Origin of the sequence: Domibacillus indicus (assembly GCF_000970685.1) — a bacterium.
GTDB classification, from domain to species: Bacteria; Bacillota; Bacilli; order Bacillales; family Domibacillaceae; genus Domibacillus; species Domibacillus indicus.
In genome coordinates this window covers 729,335-749,898 of sequence record NZ_LAJB01000002.1, presented here as the reverse complement: position 1 = coordinate 749,898, position 20,564 = coordinate 729,335, and the positions used below count along the sequence as shown (strand labels likewise).

The 20,564-nt window shown below is 45.9% G+C and carries 22 protein-coding genes and 1 tRNA gene; 21 read left to right on the top strand and 2 right to left on the bottom strand.

Annotated elements, in window-relative coordinates; genetic code table 11:
- The first annotated feature begins 8 nt into the window (after positions 1-8).
- From VP98_RS04205 to uvrC, 8 genes are all read left to right on the top strand, one after another.
- Complete coding sequence (locus tag VP98_RS04205; protein ID WP_046174015.1) at positions 9-2,363, top strand: endonuclease MutS2; 2,355 nt, start codon at positions 9-11, stop codon at positions 2,361-2,363.
- A gap of 12 nt (positions 2,364-2,375) precedes the next feature.
- Positions 2,376-2,783, top strand: a complete 408-nt coding sequence (locus VP98_RS04200; protein ID WP_046174014.1) for a DUF350 domain-containing protein — start codon at positions 2,376-2,378, stop codon at positions 2,781-2,783.
- A gap of 229 nt (positions 2,784-3,012) precedes the next feature.
- Positions 3,013-4,692 (top strand): AMP-binding protein, encoded by a 1,680-nt coding sequence (locus VP98_RS04195; RefSeq protein WP_046174013.1) that lies wholly within the window; start codon positions 3,013-3,015, stop codon positions 4,690-4,692.
- 98 nt (positions 4,693-4,790) lie between these two features.
- Positions 4,791-5,375: a TetR/AcrR family transcriptional regulator gene (locus VP98_RS04190; RefSeq protein WP_046174012.1), complete on the top strand. Its 585-nt coding sequence runs from the start codon at positions 4,791-4,793 to the stop codon at positions 5,373-5,375.
- A gap of 27 nt (positions 5,376-5,402) precedes the next feature.
- Positions 5,403-6,176 carry an electron transfer flavoprotein subunit beta/FixA family protein gene (locus VP98_RS04185; RefSeq protein ID WP_046174011.1) on the top strand — a complete coding sequence of 258 codons (774 nt, stop codon included), beginning with the start codon at positions 5,403-5,405 and terminating at the stop codon, positions 6,174-6,176.
- A gap of 20 nt (positions 6,177-6,196) precedes the next feature.
- A complete protein-coding gene (locus VP98_RS04180; RefSeq protein WP_046174010.1) occupies positions 6,197-7,177 on the top strand; it encodes an electron transfer flavoprotein subunit alpha/FixB family protein in 981 nt (326 codons plus the stop codon).
- Positions 7,178-7,276: 99 nt separating this feature from the next.
- Complete coding sequence (gene trxA, locus VP98_RS04175) at positions 7,277-7,591, top strand: thioredoxin (protein WP_046174009.1); 315 nt, start codon at positions 7,277-7,279, stop codon at positions 7,589-7,591.
- A gap of 60 nt (positions 7,592-7,651) precedes the next feature.
- Complete coding sequence (gene uvrC, locus VP98_RS04170; protein WP_046174008.1) at positions 7,652-9,430, top strand: excinuclease ABC subunit UvrC; 1,779 nt, start codon at positions 7,652-7,654, stop codon at positions 9,428-9,430.
- 187 nt (positions 9,431-9,617) lie between these two features.
- Here uvrC and VP98_RS04165 read toward each other — a convergent pair whose 3' ends face one another.
- Positions 9,618-10,103: a YslB family protein gene (locus VP98_RS04165; RefSeq protein ID WP_231584105.1), complete on the bottom strand. Its 486-nt coding sequence runs from the start codon at positions 10,101-10,103 to the stop codon at positions 9,618-9,620.
- A 169-nt stretch (positions 10,104-10,272) separates the two neighbouring features.
- Here VP98_RS04165 and VP98_RS04160 point away from each other — a divergent pair, with 169 nt between their 5' ends.
- The 12 genes from VP98_RS04160 (at position 10,273) to VP98_RS04105 (ending at position 18,900) form a co-directional block, all read left to right on the top strand.
- Entirely contained in the window at positions 10,273-10,881 is a 609-nt protein-coding gene (locus VP98_RS04160; protein WP_046174007.1) for a succinate dehydrogenase cytochrome b558 subunit, read from the top strand.
- A gap of 67 nt (positions 10,882-10,948) precedes the next feature.
- Positions 10,949-12,712, top strand: coding sequence for a succinate dehydrogenase flavoprotein subunit (sdhA, locus tag VP98_RS04155; protein ID WP_046174006.1), 1,764 nt, complete (start codon positions 10,949-10,951; stop codon positions 12,710-12,712).
- Positions 12,712-13,482 (top strand): succinate dehydrogenase iron-sulfur subunit, encoded by a 771-nt coding sequence (sdhB, locus tag VP98_RS04150; RefSeq protein ID WP_046174005.1) that lies wholly within the window; start codon positions 12,712-12,714, stop codon positions 13,480-13,482. Before sdhA ends, sdhB begins: the two co-directional genes overlap by 1 nt.
- An 80-nt stretch (positions 13,483-13,562) precedes the next feature.
- On the top strand, positions 13,563-14,006 hold the full coding sequence (locus VP98_RS04145) for an acyl-CoA thioesterase (RefSeq protein WP_046174004.1): 444 nt from the start codon (positions 13,563-13,565) through the stop codon (positions 14,004-14,006).
- 82 nt (positions 14,007-14,088) lie between these two features.
- Positions 14,089-14,295: a helix-turn-helix domain-containing protein gene (locus VP98_RS04140; protein ID WP_046174003.1), complete on the top strand. Its 207-nt coding sequence runs from the start codon at positions 14,089-14,091 to the stop codon at positions 14,293-14,295.
- A gap of 119 nt (positions 14,296-14,414) precedes the next feature.
- Complete coding sequence (locus tag VP98_RS04135) at positions 14,415-14,864, top strand: MarR family winged helix-turn-helix transcriptional regulator (RefSeq protein ID WP_046174002.1); 450 nt, start codon at positions 14,415-14,417, stop codon at positions 14,862-14,864.
- 10 nt (positions 14,865-14,874) lie between these two features.
- Complete coding sequence (racE, locus tag VP98_RS04130) at positions 14,875-15,669, top strand: glutamate racemase (RefSeq protein WP_046174001.1); 795 nt, start codon at positions 14,875-14,877, stop codon at positions 15,667-15,669.
- 72 nt (positions 15,670-15,741) lie between these two features.
- A complete protein-coding gene (locus VP98_RS04125; RefSeq protein WP_231584117.1) occupies positions 15,742-16,731 on the top strand; it encodes a GerMN domain-containing protein in 990 nt (329 codons plus the stop codon).
- Between the two features lie 68 nt (positions 16,732-16,799).
- Positions 16,800-17,558, top strand: coding sequence for a ribonuclease PH (rph, locus tag VP98_RS04120; RefSeq protein WP_046173999.1), 759 nt, complete (start codon positions 16,800-16,802; stop codon positions 17,556-17,558).
- Positions 17,551-18,159: an XTP/dITP diphosphatase gene (locus tag VP98_RS04115; protein ID WP_046173998.1), complete on the top strand. Its 609-nt coding sequence runs from the start codon at positions 17,551-17,553 to the stop codon at positions 18,157-18,159. Before rph ends, VP98_RS04115 begins: the two co-directional genes overlap by 8 nt.
- Complete coding sequence (locus tag VP98_RS04110; protein WP_046173997.1) at positions 18,156-18,674, top strand: metallophosphoesterase; 519 nt, start codon at positions 18,156-18,158, stop codon at positions 18,672-18,674. The genes VP98_RS04115 and VP98_RS04110 overlap by 4 nt, the downstream gene beginning before the upstream one ends.
- Positions 18,675-18,823: 149 nt before the next feature.
- Positions 18,824-18,900 (top strand) — tRNA-Arg (locus tag VP98_RS04105).
- A gap of 184 nt (positions 18,901-19,084) precedes the next feature.
- Here VP98_RS04105 and VP98_RS04100 read toward each other — a convergent pair.
- Positions 19,085-19,474, bottom strand: a complete 390-nt coding sequence (locus tag VP98_RS04100; RefSeq protein ID WP_046173996.1) for an SET domain-containing protein — start codon at positions 19,472-19,474, stop codon at positions 19,085-19,087.
- 127 nt (positions 19,475-19,601) lie between these two features.
- Between VP98_RS04100 and VP98_RS04095 the strand changes: the two genes are divergently transcribed.
- On the top strand, positions 19,602-20,549 hold the full coding sequence (locus tag VP98_RS04095; protein ID WP_046173995.1) for a hypothetical protein: 948 nt from the start codon (positions 19,602-19,604) through the stop codon (positions 20,547-20,549).
- Positions 20,550-20,564: the final 15 nt, after the last annotated feature.

Genomic DNA, 20,564 nt, shown 5'->3' with positions numbered 1-20,564 from the left:
GAATTTATTTGAATAAAAAAGTGCTCGCAACACTTGAATTTGATAAAATCATTGCAAAATTGGCCGGGTATGCTTCTTCTGAAGCCGGCCGGGCGTTCGCCGAGCAATTAAAGCCTTCCCAAAATGCTGAAGAAGTGCAGCGCTGGCTTGATGAAACAGAGGAAGCGGCAGCCATTATCCGAATTAAAGGAAATGTACCGCTTGCCGGGATTTATGATATCCGCCCCCATGCAAAGCGGGCACAAATTGGCGGGGTTCTGAGCGGCGTCGAGCTGATGAGAATTGCCAGTACGATTGCGGCGAGCCGCCATATCCGGAAATTTATTGAAGATGTCCGCTCGGAAGGGCAGGTAACCCTGCGCATTTTACCGGAAAAAACAGCGGTTATTCCTGTCCTGACGGATCTTGAGCATAGAATTAAACATACAGTGGATGAAAACGGGCGGGTACTCGATTCGGCAAGCGATACACTGCGCCATATCCGCCATGGGATGCGGTCGGCTGAATCAAGAATCCGCTCAAAGCTGGAAAGCTTAACGCGCGGGCAAAATGCACAAAAAATGCTGTCCGATGCGATTGTGACGATTCGAAACGACCGGTATGTTATTCCGGTGAAGCAGGAGTACCGGTCACATTACGGCGGCATCGTTCATGACCAGTCCTCATCCGGACAGACACTGTTTGTGGAACCAGCCTCCGTTGTGAATTTAAATAACGAGCTTCGTGAGCTGACAGTAAAAGAGCAATATGAAGTTGAAAAGATTCTGCGTGAACTGTCAGAGGAAACAGCGGAACATGCGCCGGGCTTGTTTACGATGACGAAAATGCTGTCTGAAATTGATTTTATTTTTACAAAAGGCAAATTCGCGCGCTCCATGAATGCAACAAAGCCATTGTTGAATCAAGAAGGCTATATCCATTACATTCAAGCGCGGCATCCGCTGCTGCCGGCAGACGAAGCGGTAGCGAGTGATATTGAAATCGGAAAAGAGTACACAGCCATTGTGATTACAGGTCCAAATACCGGCGGGAAAACGGTCACCTTAAAAACGACCGGGCTTTCTGTTCTTATGGCTCAATCAGGCTTGTTTATTCCAGCGGAGGACGGATCAGAAACAGCGGTATTCCAGTCTGTGTTCGCTGACATCGGTGACGAGCAGTCAATTGAGCAGAATTTAAGTACATTCTCCTCTCATATGGTGAATATTGCGGGTATGTTAAAGGAAATCGACCATGAAAGCCTGGTTTTATTCGACGAGCTTGGTTCCGGAACCGATCCGCAGGAGGGCTCAGCGCTCGCAATTTCGATTTTAGACGAAGTGATCGCCAGGGGAGCACGCATTATTGCAACCACCCATTATCCGGAATTAAAAGCTTATGGCTATAATCGAGAGAATGTTATCAACGCAAGCGTGGAATTTGATGTAGAAACACTCAGCCCGACATACCGGCTGCTGATCGGCATTCCGGGCCGAAGCAATGCGTTTGAAATTTCTAAACGGATCGGCCTTGATACGGCAATTATCGAGAAGTCGCGGAATATGCTTAGCGCGGATTCACATGAAGTGGATAATATGATTGCGGCTCTTGATGCCAGCCGCCGCAAAGCGGAACAGCATGAAAAAGAAACACGTGATTATTTACGGGATACGGAGAAACTTCACCGGGATTTACAAAAAGAAGTGATCGCCTATCACGAGCAAAAAGAAAAAATGGAAGAAAAAGCCCGGGCTGAAGCCGCTCAAATTGTAGAAAAAGCGCGTGCAGAAGCAGAGGAAGTCATGAAGGAGCTTCGGGCGCTGCGGCTCGCAGGAAGCGCCAATGTTAAAGAGCATGAACTGATTGAGGCTAGAAAGAGACTTGAAGGGGCAGTGCCGGAGCAGAAAGTGAAAAAACCGGCTATTGAACCGGCAAAGCGGGAATGGAAGCCCGGTGATGAAGTAAAAGTAATCAGCTTCGGACAAAAAGGCACGATCATTGAAAAAGCGGCTGGCGATGATTGGGTCGTTCAAATGGGAATTATTAAAATGAAAGTCGCTGAATCCGATATGCAATTTATTAAGTCAGAGAAGAAAAAAGAGCCAAAGCCAATTGCAACGATCCGCGGCAAGGATTTTCATGTATCTTCTGAACTTGACCTGCGCGGTGAACGGTATGAAGACGCACTGAAGAGAGTAGAAAAGTATTTGGATGATGCACTGTTGGCCGGGTATCACCAGGTTTCTATCATCCACGGAAAAGGTACAGGCGCCCTCATGAAAGGAGTGCGCGGTTATTTAACAAAACACCGGATGGTTAAAAATATTCGATTTGGCGGATCTGGCGAAGGGGGCCTTGGGGTCACGATTGCCGAACTGAAGTAAGGGGGCGGAGCCATGACGGGTTTTTGGGAAAATCAATATGTGCAGATGGCCGGCTATTACAGCGTTGCAACCATTTGCATTATCATCTGCCTGGCTGTATTCGAACTAGTAACATCTTATCGGAATTGGGAAGAAATTAAAAAAGGAAACATGGCAGTTGCGATGGCAACAGGCGGCAAAATATTCGGCATTGCCAACGTGTTTCGCCATTCCATTTTGCACAATGATTCGGTTTTGACAATGGCCGGCTGGGGGATTTTTGGTTTTATTCTGCTGTTAGCCGGTTATTTTATGTTTGAGTTTTTGACGCCAAGTTTTAATGTTGACAAAGAAATCGAGCGGGACAATCGTGCCGTTGGCTTTATTTCATTCGTAATTTCTGCAGGGCTGTCCTATATGATCGGCGCGGCCCTTTTGTAAAGAAAAGAGGAAAAGGAATGGAAACACTAGCAAAAGTTCTTATTGGTTTTTGTGCGGTTTTTTTAATAGTTGGCATCATCTTCATGGCAGTGAATGGCTGATCCTTTCTTAAGCAGTTCTTTTATCCTGTTTTTCGCAGGGAGAGCTGCTTTTTCTTTTCTTGAAAAATGAATAGTTATTCATTATACTGGAGATAGCACGAATTCTTCTCACAAAGGGGTGGATGAAGATGTCTGAAAAACCGTGGCTTGCCCATTATCCGAAAGAAATTCCAAAAGCGCTCGTGTATCCCGATCAGCCGCTTCCGCTGTTTTTAACCGGAGCTGCTGACGAGTATGCGGACAAAACAGCCATTCATTTTCTGGGCAAAGAGCTGTCTTATAGGGAACTGCACGAATCTGCACTTAAATTAGCGGCGTATTTAAAAAAAATTGGTATTCGCGAACGGGACCGTGTCGCAATTATGCTGCCGAATACACCTCAGGCAGTCATCAGTTTTTACGGTGTTTTATATGCTGGAGCCACCGTTGTTCAATTTAACCCGCTTTATAAGGAACGGGAAATTGAGTATCAGCTGAAAGACTGCGGCGCAAAAACAATCATTGTCCTCGATCTTCTTTACCCGCGTATTCAAAAAGTGGTTCGCCGTACAGATGTGAAAAATATTATTGTAACCGCTATCAAAGATTATTTGCCATTTCCAAAAAGCATCATCTACCCATTTATTCAAAAAAAGCAAACCGGCCTCATCGTCCAAATTGAAAACCGGAGCTGTAACCATTTTTTTATGAAAATTATGGAGGAGCCGGCTGTACAAGAAAAAGCCGTTCAGATAGATATGGAAAATGATCCGGCAGTGCTGCAGTATACAGGAGGCACCACAGGCTTTCCGAAAGGCGTTATCCTTACACATAAAAACCTTGTAGCAAATGCGTCGATGTGCGGTGCCTGGATGTACAAATACAGTCCTGGTGAAGAAGCCATTCTTGGCGTTATTCCTTTTTTCCATGTATACGGCATGACTACTGTAATGATTTTAGGTGTTATGCAGGGGTATAAAATGGTACTTTTGCCCAAATTCGATTCTAAAACAACGTTAAAAACCATTCAAAAACAAAAGCCAACCATTTTTCCTGGTGCACCAACTATTTATATCGGCCTTTTAAATGACCCGGACCTGCATAAGCACGATCTGTCTTCTATCGATGCCTGTATCAGCGGCTCCGCACCGCTTCCAGCCGAAGTTCAGCAAAAGTTTGAAGAAGTAACTGGCGGAAAACTGGTTGAAGGATATGGGTTAACTGAAACCTCTCCTGTCACACACGCTAATTTTATTTGGGGTCATCGCGTAAAAGGAAGTGTCGGCGTTCCATGGCCGGATACAGAAGCAGTTATTTTATCTATGCAGACGGGCCGGCCGGTTGAAAAAGCGGGGGAAAAAGGAGAAATTGCTATCAAAGGCCCGCAGGTAATGAAGGGATACTGGAACCGGCCGCAGGAAACCGAGCAGTCATTTAAAGATGGATGGTTTTTAACAGGTGATATTGGCTATATGGATGAGCAGGGATTTTTTTATATCGTAGACCGCAAAAAAGACATCATCATTGCAGGCGGTTTTAATATTTATCCACGTGAAGTCGAAGAAGTATTGTATGAGCATGAAGCGATTCAGGAAGCTGTTGTGGTCGGAGTGCCGGACCCCTATCGCGGTGAAACCGTAAAAGCATTTATAGTTCTCAAAGAAGGCCGGCATATTACAGAACAGGAGCTTGACGACTACTGCCGGCAGCATTTAGCCGCCTTTAAAGTACCGCGCATTTACGAGTTCCGCAAAGAGCTTCCAAAAACCGCTGTCGGCAAAATTCTTCGCCGTGTGCTCATAGAGGAAGAAAAACAAGGAACTGAATAAACAGCCTGTCCTCTTGACGAAATCGAAAAAGAAGGATAAGATTAATCCGTGAATGAATAGTCATTCATTACCGATTTTACAGGAAGGCGGCTTGTTTCGTGAAAAAAAACAAACCTAAATATCATCAAATCATCGATGCCGCTGTTGTTGCAATTGCTGAAAACGGCTATCACCAGACACAAGTCTCAAAAATAGCCCGGCAGGCCGGTGTGGCCGATGGAACGATCTACTTATATTTTAAAAATAAAGAAGATATCCTTATCTCATTATTTCAGGAAAAAATGGGAACGTTCGTTACAAGAACAGCGGAAAGCATTGAAGCAAAACAAACGGCAGCTGAGCAGCTGGAATCACTTGTTCAAAATCACTTCACCCTTTTAACTGAAGATCCGCACCTCGCTGTTGTGACACAGCTTGAACTTCGGCAGTCAAACAAGGAGCTTCGGCTTAAAATTAATGAAGTGCTGAAGGACTATTTGCTGCTGATTGACCAAATTTTAAAAACGGGGATTGAAAGCGGGGAATTCAACCAGGGCCTGAATGTTCGGCTTGCCCGGCAAATGATTTTTGGCACACTGGATGAAATGGTTACAACCTGGGTTATGAATGACCAGAAATATAATCTGGCAGCATCGTCGCAAGAGGTGACAAATATGCTGCTGAGGGGATTTTCCAGCAAGTAAACATCGAACAAAGGGGGAGAAAGCCAGATGAACTTAATCGTTTTAATGAAAAGAACGTTTGATACGGAGGAGAAAATCACCATTTCGGACGGCCGCATTCAAGAGGACGGAGCCGAGTTTATTATTAATCCCTACGACGAATATGCCATAGAAGAAGCGATTCAGCTTCGTGATAAGCATGGCGGCGAAGTAACAGTTATTACCGTTGGAAATGATGACGCTGAAAAGCAGCTGCGGACCGCATTGGCGATGGGAGCAGACAAAGCGGTCTTAATTAATTCAGAAGAAGATATTGAGGAAGGAGACCAGTATACGACTTCAAAAATACTGGTGGGATATTTGAAAGATAAAGAAGCCGACATCATTTTGGCAGGCAATGTTGCTATCGACGGAGGAAGCGGCCAGGTCGGACCGAGGGTTGCAGAGGGCCTTGGCATCGCATGTGTAACAACTATCACTAATATTGAAGTAAATGGACAGAATGTGCTGATTACACGGGACGTAGAAGGGGACCAGGAAAAAATCAGCACATCATTACCGCTTCTTGTCACATGCCAGCAGGGATTGAATGAACCGCGGTATCCTTCATTGCCGGGTATTATGAAAGCAAAGAAAAAACCGCTGGAAGAGCTGGAGCTGGATGATTTAGACCTGGATGAAGAGGAGGCAGCACCAAAAACAAAAACAACTGACAGATTTATGCCTCCCGAAAAAGCAGCGGGCCGAATTCTGAAAGGAGACACAGCTGATCAAGTAAAAGAGCTGGCCGCACTGCTCCGTTCTGAAGCGAAAGTCATTTGATTATTAAGGAGGGGATTTTTATGCCAAAAAAAATAATGGTGCTTGGAGAAACGCGTGGTGGGCAGCTTCGCAATGTATCGTTTGAGGCAATTGCGGCAGGAAAAACAGCGGCACAGAGCGGTGAAGTCGTCGGCGTGCTGATTGGCGATTCTGTTCAGCCGCTGGCCCAGGAAATGATTCGATACGGAGCAGACCGGGGAATCGTAGTCGAAGATAAAAATCTCAGCCACTATACATCAGATGGCTTTACACAGGCATTTATGGCGGTTTTAGACCAGGAACAGCCGGACGGAATTCTTTTCGGCCATACAGCACTGGGAAAAGATTTATCACCAAAATTGGCTGCTAAATTAAATGCCGGCTTAATATCTGATGCGACGGATATTTCAGAAGAGGACGGACAAATCGTCTTTACACGCCCGATTTACTCGGGTAAAGCCTTTGAAAAAGTAATGATAGACGAAGGCCTGCTGTTTGCGACAATCCGGCCGAATAACATTGCACCGCTCAAAAGAGATGAAGGGCGTTCCGGAGATGTCTCTTCTGTATCCGCTTCGATAAAAGACTTGCGGACGGCCGTTGAAGAAATAGTTCGTAAATCAGCAGATGGCGTTGATTTGGCAGAAGCCAAAATTGTGATTGCCGGCGGCCGCGGGGTCAAGAGCAAAGAAGGATTTCAGCCGCTTAAAGAACTGGCAGAAGTGCTTGGCGGCGCAGTAGGTGCTTCACGCGGAGCCTGTGATGCCGATTATTGTGATTATTCTCTGCAAATCGGCCAGACCGGCAAAGTGGTTACGCCTGATTTGTATATTGCCTGCGGTATTTCCGGAGCGATTCAGCATTTAGCCGGCATGTCCAATTCAAAAGTGATCGTAGCGATCAATAAAGATCCGGACGCTGATATTTTTAAAGTAGCGGATTATGGCATTGTAGGGGATTTATTTGAAGTAGTGCCGATGCTGACGGAAGAATTTAAAAAAGTAAAAGCGGGAAGCCTCTAAGTTTGAAGCTGCGTTTTTAGGGTAAGCAAAATAATAGCTTACGCTAAACAACGGTGATATACTTTCCGTATGATGCAGAAACTTTAGGAGGTATTATAAATGGCAATTGTAAAAGCAACTGATGCAAACTTCTCAACTGAAACTGGAAGCGGACTTGTTCTGGCGGATTTCTGGGCACCGTGGTGCGGGCCGTGCAAAATGATTGCTCCAGTACTTGAAGAATTGGATTCTGAAATGAGCGATAAAGTAAAAATCGTAAAACTTGATGTTGATGAAAACCAGCAAACAGCTGGTGAATACGGGGTAATGAGCATCCCGACATTGATTTTGTTTAAAGACGGCCAGCCGGTTGATAAAGTCATCGGCTTCCAGCCAAAAGAAGCGCTTGAAGAATTAATCAACCGCAACGCGTAATACATGACAAGCGCCCCGATGTACCGGGGCGCTTTTTTTGTCTAAAGAGGTGTACATCCTATGAATGAATTGATTCAGCATAAATTAGCTCTCTTGCCAGATGAATCAGGCTGTTATTTAATGAAGGACCGGCATGGAACGGTTATTTATGTGGGAAAAGCGAAAGTGCTGAAAAATCGTGTCCGTTCGTATTTTACTGGTTCGCATGATGCGAAAACAACAAGGCTTGTCAGTGAGATTGTGGACTTTGAATACATTATTACTTCTTCGGATCTTGAAGCGCTTATTCTGGAACTGAATTTAATTAAGAAGTACGATCCGAAATATAATATTATGCTTAAGGATGACAAGAGCTACCCATTTATTAAATTGACCGCTGAAAGGCACCCACGGCTGATTATCACAAGAAAGGTGAAAAAAGACAAAGGGAAATATTTTGGTCCGTATCCAAACGCTTATGCGGCTTCCGAAACTAAAAAATTGCTGGACCGTCTTTATCCGCTGCGCAAGTGCTCGACCCTTCCAGACCGGGTCTGTCTTTATTACCACATGGGCCAGTGTCTTGCTCCCTGCGTAAAAGATGTCCAAAGTGAGACATACAAAGAGATGGCTGCAGAAATCACCCGGTTTTTAAACGGCGGCCACCAGGAAGTTAAAAAAGCACTGGCGGCTAAAATGGAAGAAGCCGCGGAAAAACTGGAATTTGAACGGGCCAAGGAATACCGTGATCAAATTGCACATATCGACACATTGATGGAAAAACAAAAAATTAACATGGCAGACCTGACTGACCGCGATGTGTTCGGCTACACGGTTGATAAAGGCTGGATGTGTGTACAGGTATTTTTTGTCCGTCAGGGCCGCTTGATTGAAAGGGATGTTTCTACTTTTCCTATATACAGTGAACCGGAAGAAGAGTTTCTTACGTTTCTTGGCCGTTTTTACGAAGCGCCGGAACATTTTAAGCCCAAAGAAATTCTACTGCCCGATGCTGTTGATTCCAGCCTCGCCGGACAGCTTATTGGCGTGCCTGTTACACAGCCGCAGCGGGGCAAAAAAAAGGAACTGGTAGAGCTCGCCAAGAACAATGCGAAAGCTGCACTGCGGGAAAAATTTGCTCTTATTGACCGGGACGAAGAACGTACCATCAAAGCAGTTGAGCAGCTTGGTGAAGCGATGGATATTCACGTGCCGCTCCGCATCGAGGCATTTGATAACTCAAACATACAAGGAACTGCACCGGTTTCCGCAATGATTGTATTTATTGATGGAAAGCCGGAGAAAAAAGAGTACCGGAAATATAAAATTAAAACCGTCACCGGTCCAGATGATTACGCTTCTATGCGTGAAGTGATACGCCGCCGTTATACGCGTGTTTTGCGTGATCAGCTTCCACTGCCTGATTTAATTGTTATTGATGGAGGGAAAGGGCAGATTGAAGCAGCCCGTGATATTTTACTGAACGAACTCGGGCTTGATGTTCCGGTAGCGGGCCTGGCAAAAGATGACCGCCACCGCACTTCTCAATTGCTTTATGGAGAGCCGCTTCAAATCATTCCGCTTCAGCATAACAGCCAGGCGTTTTATTTGCTGCAGCGCATTCAGGATGAAGTGCACCGGTTCGCTATTACTTTCCACCGGCAAATCCGCAGCAAAGGGGCATTTCAATCTGTTCTGGATGAGATTGAAGGAGTTGGACCGCAGCGAAAAAAGCAGCTGCTTAAAACATTTGGTTCATTAAAAAAGCTAAAAGAAGCGTCAAAAGAAGAAATTATGGCTGCGGGTATCCCGGAAAAAACAGCCGATGCAGTAATGGCTGCTCTTACAGAAAAAAAATAAAGACCGCCAAAAAGGCGGTCTCAGGCTGTTGACAAACGCTTGCTTTCGGCGTCACTTGCCGGCCGAGAATGCTCATGACTCCAAAAGGTCACTCCGCTTCCCAGCCGGCGGCGTTCCTGGAAGAACAAACGTTTTCAATCAGCCTGCTTTCAAATTGTCTATGCTCTCAGACCGCCAAAAAGGCGGTCTATTCCCATTTTACGGTAATATCAACATGCTTGCTTTTTTTATGTAACTGATAAACTGCCTCGGCTTCTCGGTTAAAATGCGCCGACATTTGTTCCGCAACAAACCCGCTTTCCAGAGTGAAAGAAGGGCTGGCCTGAAGCTCAAACCGCCGTTCAGTTAAGCCGCCGGAAAGCCGGTACAGCCGTTCGTTTTTTGTTTCCTTTATCAAATAGATTATCCCCCAGCCGGCTTCCTGAAAAAAAGAGGACAGTTCCTCTGTATCTGTGCATGGAAAGCGGCGTGCGATCGCTTTGCCGCCCCAGTATAAAACATCCTCCGCATCCGCTCCTAAAAGGTCGCCGATTAAAACATCCCGGATCAGTTCGTAGCCAAAGACAGGAACAGACGCAGCTTTTGCTTCTGTCAGTCTCTCTTCCCCGTTTTCAATAGTCAAAGTGAATTCCTCGCTTTCTCTCTCAATATTATATACAATTAACCGTCTCAAAAAAAGCACATTCCGCATGAAAAGCCGGACAAAAATGTGCCCACCTCTCCTTGACGCTTATACTTTATGGGAGTAAAATGTACTTGTCACATCGTAAGTTTAATAGATGAAGCCGTGTGCGAATAATCAAACTATTTGTCGGATGCTTCAAGATTAAGGGGGGAAAATGGTGGCTGACAATCGAGAGTTTTTTTACCGCAGGCTGCACTCATTGCTCGGTGTTATTCCAGTCGGGCTGTTTATGACGCAGCATTTAGTCGTCAATCATTTTGCGACGAAAGGGGAAGAAGCGTTTAACAAAGCTGCAGGTTTTATGGGAAGCTTGCCATTTGTGCTTGTGCTTGAAACGCTGATTATCTTCCTGCCGCTTTTGTTCCATGCTATTTACGGATTATACATTGCGTTTACCGCAAAAAACAATGTGGGACGCTACAGTTATTTCCGTAACTGGATGTTTGCGCTGCAGCGCTGGTCCGGCGTCATTACGCTGATCTTTGTTGCATGGCATGTTTGGGAAACACGTGTTCAGGCTGCTTTAGGTGCAGAAGTGAACTTTCAAATGATGGAAGACATTTTATCAAATCCATTTATGCTTATCTTTTACATAGTTGGCGTACTTGCAGCGATCTTCCATTTCGCAAATGGTTTATGGTCGTTTTGTGTAAGCTGGGGTATCGCCGTATCACCTCGTTCACAGCAGATCGTTACATACGCAACACTATTTGTCTTTTTGGCTTTATCAATTATCGGACTTCGCGCGATTTTTGCTTTCGTGTAAGCCGGCAATGAATCGGTTTCTGTCAGACAGATAGAAGACAGAACTGGAAAAGGGAGTGGACCTCACAATGAGTAAAGGTAAAGTTATCGTGGTCGGCGGCGGACTGGCCGGTTTGATGGCTACGATTAAAGTTGCGGAATCAGGAACGCCTGTTGAACTATTTTCACTTGTTCCAGTAAAGCGTTCACATTCCGTTTGTGCCCAGGGCGGTATTAATGGGGCTGTAAATACAAAAGGCGAAGGAGATTCTCCTTGGGAACACTTTGATGATACTGTTTATGGAGGCGATTTCTTAGCAAATCAGCCGCCGGTAAAAGCGATGGCGGAAGCAGCGCCTGGCATTATCCATCTGCTTGACCGGATGGGCGTTATGTTTAACCGGACACCGGAAGGGCTGCTTGACTTCCGCCGCTTTGGGGGCACACAGCACCATCGTACCGCATTTGCGGGCGCAACAACTGGTCAGCAGCTTTTATATGCGCTTGATGAGCAGGTGCGCCGTTTTGAAGTAGCCGGCCTTGTAACTAAATATGAAGGCTGGGAATTCCTTGGTGCTGTCCTGGACGATGAAGGCATTTGCCGCGGTGTTGTCGGACAGAATCTTGCCACAATGGAAATTCAATCGTTCTCTGGTGATGCGGTTATTATGGCAACCGGAGGTCCCGGCATTATTTTTGGAAAATCAACAAACTCCGTTATCAATACAGGTTCAGCAGCATCGATTGTTTATCAGCAGGGAGTCCATTATGCAAATGGTGAGTTTATTCAAATTCACCCGACTGCCATCCCGGGTGATGACAAGCTGCGCCTTATGAGTGAATCAGCGCGTGGTGAAGGTGGACGCGTCTGGACATATAAAGACGGTAAGCCATGGTACTTCCTCGAAGAAAAATACCCGGCTTACGGAAACCTTGTGCCGCGTGACATTGCAACACGCGAAATTTTTGATGTCTGTGTAAATCAAAAACTCGGCATCAACGGTGAAAACATGGTGTACCTGGATCTTTCTCATAAAGATCCACACGAGCTCGATGTTAAACTCGGCGGGATCATTGAAATCTATGAAAAATTTATGGGTGACGATCCACGCAAAGTTCCAATGAAAATTTTCCCGGCGGTTCATTATTCAATGGGCGGCCTCTGGGTAGATTACGAGCAGCAGACAAATATTCCTGGCTTGTTCGCAGCCGGTGAATGTGATTATTCACAGCACGGTGCTAACCGTCTTGGAGCGAATTCACTTCTTTCCGCTATTTACGGCGGCATGGTGGCGGGACCGAATGCAGTCCGCTATATTAGCGGCCTTGAAAAAAGTGCTGATGCGGTTTCCAGCTCTGTTTTTGATAATCATGTAAAACAGGAAGAAGCCAAGTGGAATGATATTATGTCATTAAACAAAGGGTCAGAGAATGCATATGTGCTTCATAAAGAGCTTGGCGAGTGGATGACGGCGAACGTAACAGTTGTTCGTTACAATGATAAATTAAAACAAACGGATGACAAAATTGTTGAGCTCATGGAACGTTATAAAAATATCGATATTAATGACACAGCAAAATGGAGCAACCAGGGAGCGACGTTTACCCGCCAGCTGAAAAACATGCTTCATTTGGCACGCGTAATTACAATTGGTGCGTTAAACCGGAATGAAAGCCGCGGCGCTCATTATAAGCCAGACTTCCCGGAACGGAATGACGAAGAGTTTATGAAAACAACTATGGCCACGTTTACAGGGGAAAATACGGCTCCATCTTTCCATTACGAAGATATTGACGTATCGCTCATTCCGCCTCGTAAACGGGATTACTCGAAGAAGAAGGAGGAGAAATAATGAGCGAGCAAAGAAAAACCATCAGTTTCATTATTACACGTCAAGATACTGTCGATTCTGCTCCGTATGATGAAGAGTTTGAAATAGAATACCGTCCGAATATGAATGTCATTTCCGCTTTAATGGAAATCCGCCGGAATCCTGTTAATAAAAAAGGAGAAAAAACAACGCCGATTGCCTGGGACATGAACTGTCTTGAAGAAGTCTGCGGTGCGTGTTCCATGAATATTAACGGCCGGCCGCGCCAGTCTTGTACAGCCCTTGTGGACAAGCTCGAACAGCCTATTCGCCTGGCACCGATGAGCACGTTCCCGGTTATTCGTGACCTTCAGGTAGACCGCAGCCGGATGTTTGATTCTTTAAAGCGTGTAAAAGCGTGGGTGCCAATTGATGGAACGTACGATCTTGGACCGGGTCCGCGTATGCCGGAACGGAAGCGCCAGTGGGCTTATGAACTGTCAAAGTGCATGACCTGTGGTGTATGTCTTGAGGCCTGCCCGAATGTGAACAGCAAATCAAACTTTATTGGCCCGCAGCCGTTGTCACAAGTCCGGTTATTTAACGCACATCCAACGGGTGCAATGAACCGCGACGAGCGGCTGGAGACCATTATGGGAGACGGCGGCCTTGCCAATTGCGGAAATTCGCAAAACTGTGTGCAGTCCTGCCCGAAAGGTATTCCATTAACTACGTCTATTGCGGCATTAAACCGCGAAACGACGATTCAATCGTTCCGCAGCTTCTTTGGGAGTGATCACGCGGTCGATTAATCGTTTGAAGAACCTCCAGCGCAGGCTGGAGGTTCTCTTTATATAAAAAATGAATGGTTATTCACTGAAGGAGTGGGAAAATGAGAGTGCCTGCCTACATTGATAATTGGAAAAACTGGTCCGAGTCTTTTGTATACTATTGGCCGGTAACAGTCCGATTTTCAGAAATTGACATGCTTGGCCATGTAAACAACACAGAAGTATTTAAATATCTGGAAGAAGCACGTATTCAATTCTTGAAAAACAAGGGCATAAAAAAAGAATGGGATCGCGATCAGGCAGTTTTTGTAGTAGCGGATTTGCAGTGTGACTATATAAAGCAGATTTTTTATGAGGAACAATTAAAGGTTTATGTAAGAGCTGCTTCTTCCGGAACATCATCATGCGACATTCATTATAAAGGTGAAAACGGAAAGAAAGAGGTGGTTTTTACCGGGCGGGGAACGATTGTACAGATTGACAAGGCATCCGGCCGGCCGGTTCCTTTAGATGAAAATACAAAACAACTTCTCACACTTACATAAAACCAATTAAGAGCGGCGCGCATATGATAGGGTAGCGGCGGCTAAACGAAACTGGCTGCTCTTTGAAAGGGTGACAATGTAGGTGGCAGCTTCGATCTTGACGAAAAGGGAAAAAGATGTATTCAAGCGGCTTATTGACGGGAAATCGACTCATGATATTGCAGAAGAATTAGGGATTAGTGAAAAAACGGTAAGGAACCACATTTCAAATGGCATTCAAAAGCTTGGCGTCAAAGGACGGGCTCAAGCCATTGTTGAATTGCTTCGAATCGGGGAACTTTCCTTATAGCTTTATATCCGTGCCGACCCAGCGGCACGGTTTTTTCCCTTGCTTGCATTTTACGTAGAAAACAAGGAAAATAGACGAAGAAATCTATATTGTTTTTTTAAATGAAAGGGTGCAGATGTATGTCTCTCATACAAAAAAGTTCGGGAGAAGCTGTCGCTGATATTGAACGGAATCTCCGTCATATCGACGGCATTATTAAGCAAAAAGGCCGTGAAATTTTAAATGATTATATGATTACACCACCGCAGTTTATTGCACTGCATTCATTATATGAAAAAGGGGACACAACAATCGGGGAGCTGTCATCCAGAATGTATCTGGCCTGCAGCACGACGACGGATCTTATAGACCGGATGGAAAAAGCCAGCCTTGTTGAACGGGTCCGAGATACAAAAGACCGCCGCATTGTCCGTATTCACTTGCTTGAAGAAGGCGAAAAGATTATTAAAGAAGTTATTAAGCGGCGCCGCGAATATGTGGATGGTGTGCTGAATAACTTTTCGGAAGAAGAAACAGCACGCTTAAATGACCTTTTAAGTAAAATGCATATTGAAATGAAAGCGGAATGAGGCGGAAGTGTTGAACAGACCAATTGGAGTTATTGATTCAGGTGTTGGCGGGCTGACTGTGGCGAAAGAAATGATGCGCCAGCTGCCGAAAGAAACGATTTATTATGTAGGAGACACTGCACGGTGTCCATACGGCCCGCGTCTGCCGGGAGAAGTACGAAAGTTTACATGGGAGATGACACGGTTTTTAGAACGGTATGATATGAAGATGCTTGTTATTGCCTGCAATACTGCGACAGCCGTAGTGCTTGATGAGATTAAGCGTGAGCTGGACATTCCGGTTGTTGGTGTGATTCAGCCAGGAGCCAGGGCTGCGATTAAACAAACGAAAAATCGTCACATTGCTGTACTTGGAACAGCTGGAACAGTGAAAAGCGGGGCTTATGAAAAAGCGATTGAAGCGATTAATCCAGGCGTGGAAGTATATTCGCTTGCCTGCCCTGACTTTGTACCGCTTGTTGAAAGCGGGGAATACCGGAGTGAGCGGGCGGAGCAAATTGTCCAGCGGACTCTTGAACCGCTGAAAAAAACTTCTTTAGATACAGTAATACTGGGCTGTACACATTACCCTCTTTTAGAACCAATTATCGCGGATACTATGGGACCTGATGTGTCCGTTATTAGTTCGGGAGACGAAACGGCTCGGGGTGTCAGCGCCATTTTGGAATTTAATGACATGCTTGCAGAGAATGAACAGGCAGAACATCGATTTTTCATAACAGGCAATATTGATTCTTTTAATAGAATTGCGGCTGACTGGCTTGGTGTCCAACAATTGAATACGAAAAAAATTCAGCTGGCATAATGCCGGCTTTTTTTTATTTCACTGCATATATTTGTATGAACGCAAATGAAAGGAGCGGTTTGGGTGCGGAAAATGTTTGGGCTAGCTATGCTGCTTGTGCTGTCAGGCTGCGCGGGAGAATCAGAGGATGGACTGCCCGTAAAAGTGGTATATACAGAAGAGGGAGAGAAAGAAACTCCTGCATCAGCAGACGGAACCGTAATGGCGGAGCTGTATGTAGTGGATCAAAACCAGCTTCTCGTTCCGCAGACCGTGCCTGTTGAGGGGAACGGCCAGCTAGAAAAAGCGGCCCTTTTGGCGCTGGCAGATGGACAGGTCCCGAAGGGATTTCAATCACCCCTGCCTGAAGGAACGATTATTCAGGATGTTGAATTAAAGGGCAAAACAGCTATTGTCAGTGTGGGAGGGGCCTTTCCAGATTATCCGGCGGAAGAGGAAGAACTGGTTGCGGCTGCTATTACATGGACCGTAACAGGGGCAGGGGAAGCTGAGCGTGTTCAATTAAAGCTCAATGGAGAAAAGCTGGAGGCCATGCCTAAAGCGGGCATGCCGATTGCAGAAGGAGGCATGCGCAGAGAAGACGGCATCAATTTAAAAGCGGGCTATACAGATACTGGTGCGACAAAGCCGATTACCGTCTTTTTTACGGCGCAAAATGAAAAAGGTCCATACCTGGTGCCGGTCACCCGGCGAATTCCGGAACAGACGACAGATTTGATTGCTGCTTCTGTTGCTGAGCTTGCAAAAGGTCCTCTCCCTGGCAGCGGTCTTATGACAAGCTGGCCTTCCGATGCAAAGTTAACAGCGGCGCCAGAATTAGAAGATGGACGGGCGGCTCTTCAATTTGGTGAAGAAATTTTAGAGAACAATGGAGAAGCTCTTCTTTCCAGCAGCCTGCTGAAGCCGCTGGCCCTAACCCTCGCCGCTTCAGCTGAAATTGACAGTATTGCTGTAAAAGTGGAAGGGCATGAAGATGTAAAGATGGAAACAGGAGCTCCGCTGCCCGCCTCGCTGACGGCTCCGCTGTTTGTTAATGCGGAAAGTGATGTATCAGCGGAATGAACATTTGACATACATGAATAAATTTTGGAAAATGGACAGCGGAGCAGGAAGAAACGGAGGGTATTTACATGCGGATAGACGGACGGACAGAAACAGAACTTCGCCCGGTTAAAATTGAAACAGGCTTTTTGACACATCCCGAGGGGTCTGTGCTTATTTCGGTTGGCGGCACCAAAGTGATTTGTACAGCGAGCATAGAAGAACGGGTTCCACCGTTTATGAGAGGGAGCGGGAAAGGCTGGATAACAGCGGAGTACGCAATGCTTCCACGTGCAACCGGCCAGCGCAATATGCGTGAGTCAACAAAAGGAAAGGTGACCGGGCGGACAATGGAAATCCAGCGTCTTATTGGCCGGGCACTGCGTGCAGTCGTGGATCTTGATATAATTGGAGAACGGACTATCTGGATTGATTGCGACGTTATTCAAGCAGATGGCGGCACCCGTACAGCAGCCATTACGGGGGCGTTTGTGGCAATGACACTCGCTTTGCATGACCTGGCGATTGAAAAGGATTTTCCGGTTTATCCTGTCACGGATTTTTTGGCAGCAGCCAGCGTAGGAATTGTGAAAGATCATGGTGTTGTTGTAGATTTAAACTATGAAGAAGACAGCAATGCAGAAGTGGATATGAATGTAGTAATGACGGGGACAGGCCAATTTGTTGAATTGCAGGGAACAGGGGAAGAAGCGACGTTTTCCATGAATGACCTGCAACAGCTGCTTAAAGCGGCGCAGGAAGGTATGGAAGCACTATTTGATATCCAGGCGGAAGCGCTTGGTGTTGCAGCAGAGTTGATTCATGAAAGGAAGTCAGCGAATGAATGAAGTAATTGTTGCCACGCGAAACGCGGGAAAAGCAAAAGAGTTTGTCCGCATGTTTGAGCCGTTTGGCGTTACAGTAAAAACACTTCTTGACTATCCGGAACTGCCGGATGTTGAAGAAACAGGAGAAACATTTGCTGAAAATGCCCTTTTAAAAGCAGAATCGGCTGCCCGGCTGACGGGCCGGCCGGCCATTGCTGATGACTCAGGAATTGTTATTGATGCACTTAACGGGCGGCCAGGTGTTCATTCGGCGCGCTATGCGGGAATAGAGAAAAATGACCGGGCCAACAATGAGAAAGTGCTGCTCGAAATGAGAAATGTCCCGGCGGACAAGCGCACCGCCCGTTTTGCCTGCATACTTGCCACAGCATTTCCAGATGGCCGGGAGCCGGTATTTGCGGAAGGATACTGCGAAGGAGCAGTTGCCTTTGAAGAAGCCGGCACAAATGGTTTTGGCTATGATTCGCTTTTTATTCCTGAAGGATACGAAATAACAATGGCGCAAATGGTCCCTTCGGAAAAAAATAAAATCAGCCACCGTGCAAAAGCGTTAAACGAACTGCGGGATATATTGCCCAAACTGGCAGGTGATGAAAGATGAAGCTATTAATCGTAAGTGACAACCATGGCTGGGACAGCGTTTTAGCCGACCTGAAGCGCCGTTATCAGGGAAAGGTCAATGCGATGATTCATTGCGGGGATTCGGAAATGACAGCCGAAGATCCGGCAATTGCCGGCTACACAGTTGTCCGGGGAAATTGCGATTCGGAAGACCGGTTTCCCAATGATCTGCTGGAAAGTATAGAAGAGTGCCGCGTTTTTGTGACGCATGGACATCGGTATAATATCAAAATGACGCTGACCAATTTAGCGATGAAGGCGAAAGAGACAGGGGCTGACTTTGTTTTCTTCGGCCACTCACACACAGCGGGCGCTGAAATGGATAACGACGGAGTATTGTATTTAAATCCGGGCAGTATCGCGCTGCCGCGCGGGCGCCGTGAAAAAACCTATGCAATTGTGAATGTAGAAAAGTCAAAAATTGATGTACGCTTTTTTGATGAAAAGCATCACGAGGTAGAAGAACTGGCCTGTACATTTAAACGCTTATGCTAGAAACTCAGCCGCCCTTGCTGCTTGCACAGGGCGGTTTTTTACGTGCTGAAGCAAATTTATTCGCAAAAACATATTTTACAAAAGTATTTAAAAATTCATGTTGACATCAGGCAAACCGGTTGCTATTATAAATATTGTCTTTAATAGATGTCTCAGTAGCTCAGCTGGATAGAGCAACGGCCTTCTAAGCCGTCGGTCGGGGGTTCGAATCCCTCCTGGGACGCCATACATACAAATTCAAGAAGGCAGTCTGTCACATTTCGGTGCGGATTGTCTTTTTTTATTTACTTGCAATTGTAACTTGTAAAAGCGGCCCGAGCGCTTCAGCAGGGCCTGGTGCCTTGTGATCAAGCCCGCATTTGGAGGCGAAAAGCGCCTCCAAATGTGTTTGGCCTGTTTGGTGCAGGAGCTCATTGCTCAAGACTGTCGTCGTTAAACCAGAGTGGGGTATCATCATTTGCCTCACCGTTATAGTTAATTAAAACCTCTTCACCGGCTTTTATATCGCGGTAAGCGTAAAATTTGAACGAATGGCTTTCGAAATGAATATCATAAACTGCATTCGGTTCATAAGAGTGATTAAACAGCATTCCGTAACCCAATAATATAGCTGAATGATTAACTCCGTATTCAAATGCGTAGTCGGCTAGCAGCGTTTTTTCAATATGAATGTGCTGGTCGTTTGGGTAGGGGATAACGGGCGCTTCATGAAGCAGCTCTCCTTTTTTTATATCGCGCGTGGCAAACACGCCCCTGTTAAATTCGCCGTCGCTTACGGCAGATGTTTTAATCTCAATCATAGTTTGAACTCCTCTTCTGATTTTTTTAAGCATGACAGCCAGAAGGAAGGATGGCAACTGTTTTTTCTTTTCATTCAAATAATGCCATGCTACACTTCAACTATATAAACGCGGGCGGGTGAGAATCATGAAGAAAAAAATACGGAAGCGGTCCGGCAATATTATTCAATTTCCCGGAACATCAGTCCGTCTGGAACAGCAGGGACAGCAGGCGCTCGAAGAAAAGCGGTTTGATGAAGCGATTCGTTTATATACAGAAGCGCTGCGTTTTGAGGAAGGGCATCAGGAAGAAATTAAAATGGCCCTTCTGATTGCTTATCATGAAAGCGGCAGCTATGATAAAGGAATTGAATTATCGCGTGAAATGCTTCATGCCGGAGAAGGCCGTTACTTTGATGTGCTGGATCTGCAAGTTCTGATGCTTATTCAAAAAAGGCGGTACCGGGAAGTATCAGACACATTGTCCGCTCTGCTTGAGGAAGGCCTGCCGCCTGACAGGTATGAGCATTTTGCTCATTTGAAAGCGCTGGCTGACCGCATGAGTACAAAAAAAGAGGCTGCTTTATTTAAAGCGGAGGATTCTCTGCAGGATAAAACTATGCGCCTGGCTGAGCTGGCCAAATCTGATGCCGGACCCTTTGAAGAGGAGCTCATTCACATAGTGGGAAACCGGGCGGAACATCCCTTTGTCCAAACAATGGCCTTTGGATTGCTGCGAGAGATTGGAACGGCTAAAAGTATACCGGTAAGAAAATTCCACTTTGAAAAAATGATGATTCCGGCTATCACAGATGAAGCGTTCCGCCAGCCGTTTTTTCTTGCTGTGATTCAGTGCCTCGAACAAGCTGCCGGGCAGAACAACCCCGCCCTGGCTGAGCAGGCTGTAGAATTGGTAAAGCATTATCAATTTCTGCTGCACCCGTTTGAACCGGAGAGTTCTCCTGAAAAATGGGCGGAAGCTTCGTTGTTGAAATTAAAACAAATGTATGAACCGGCTGAAGAAAAAAAAGTGGATCAGGCTGCCGCTAAAGTGCTGGATTTTATGCAGGAACTCGATGAAATTTCAGCCTTTTAGTTGAAAGAAAGTGGC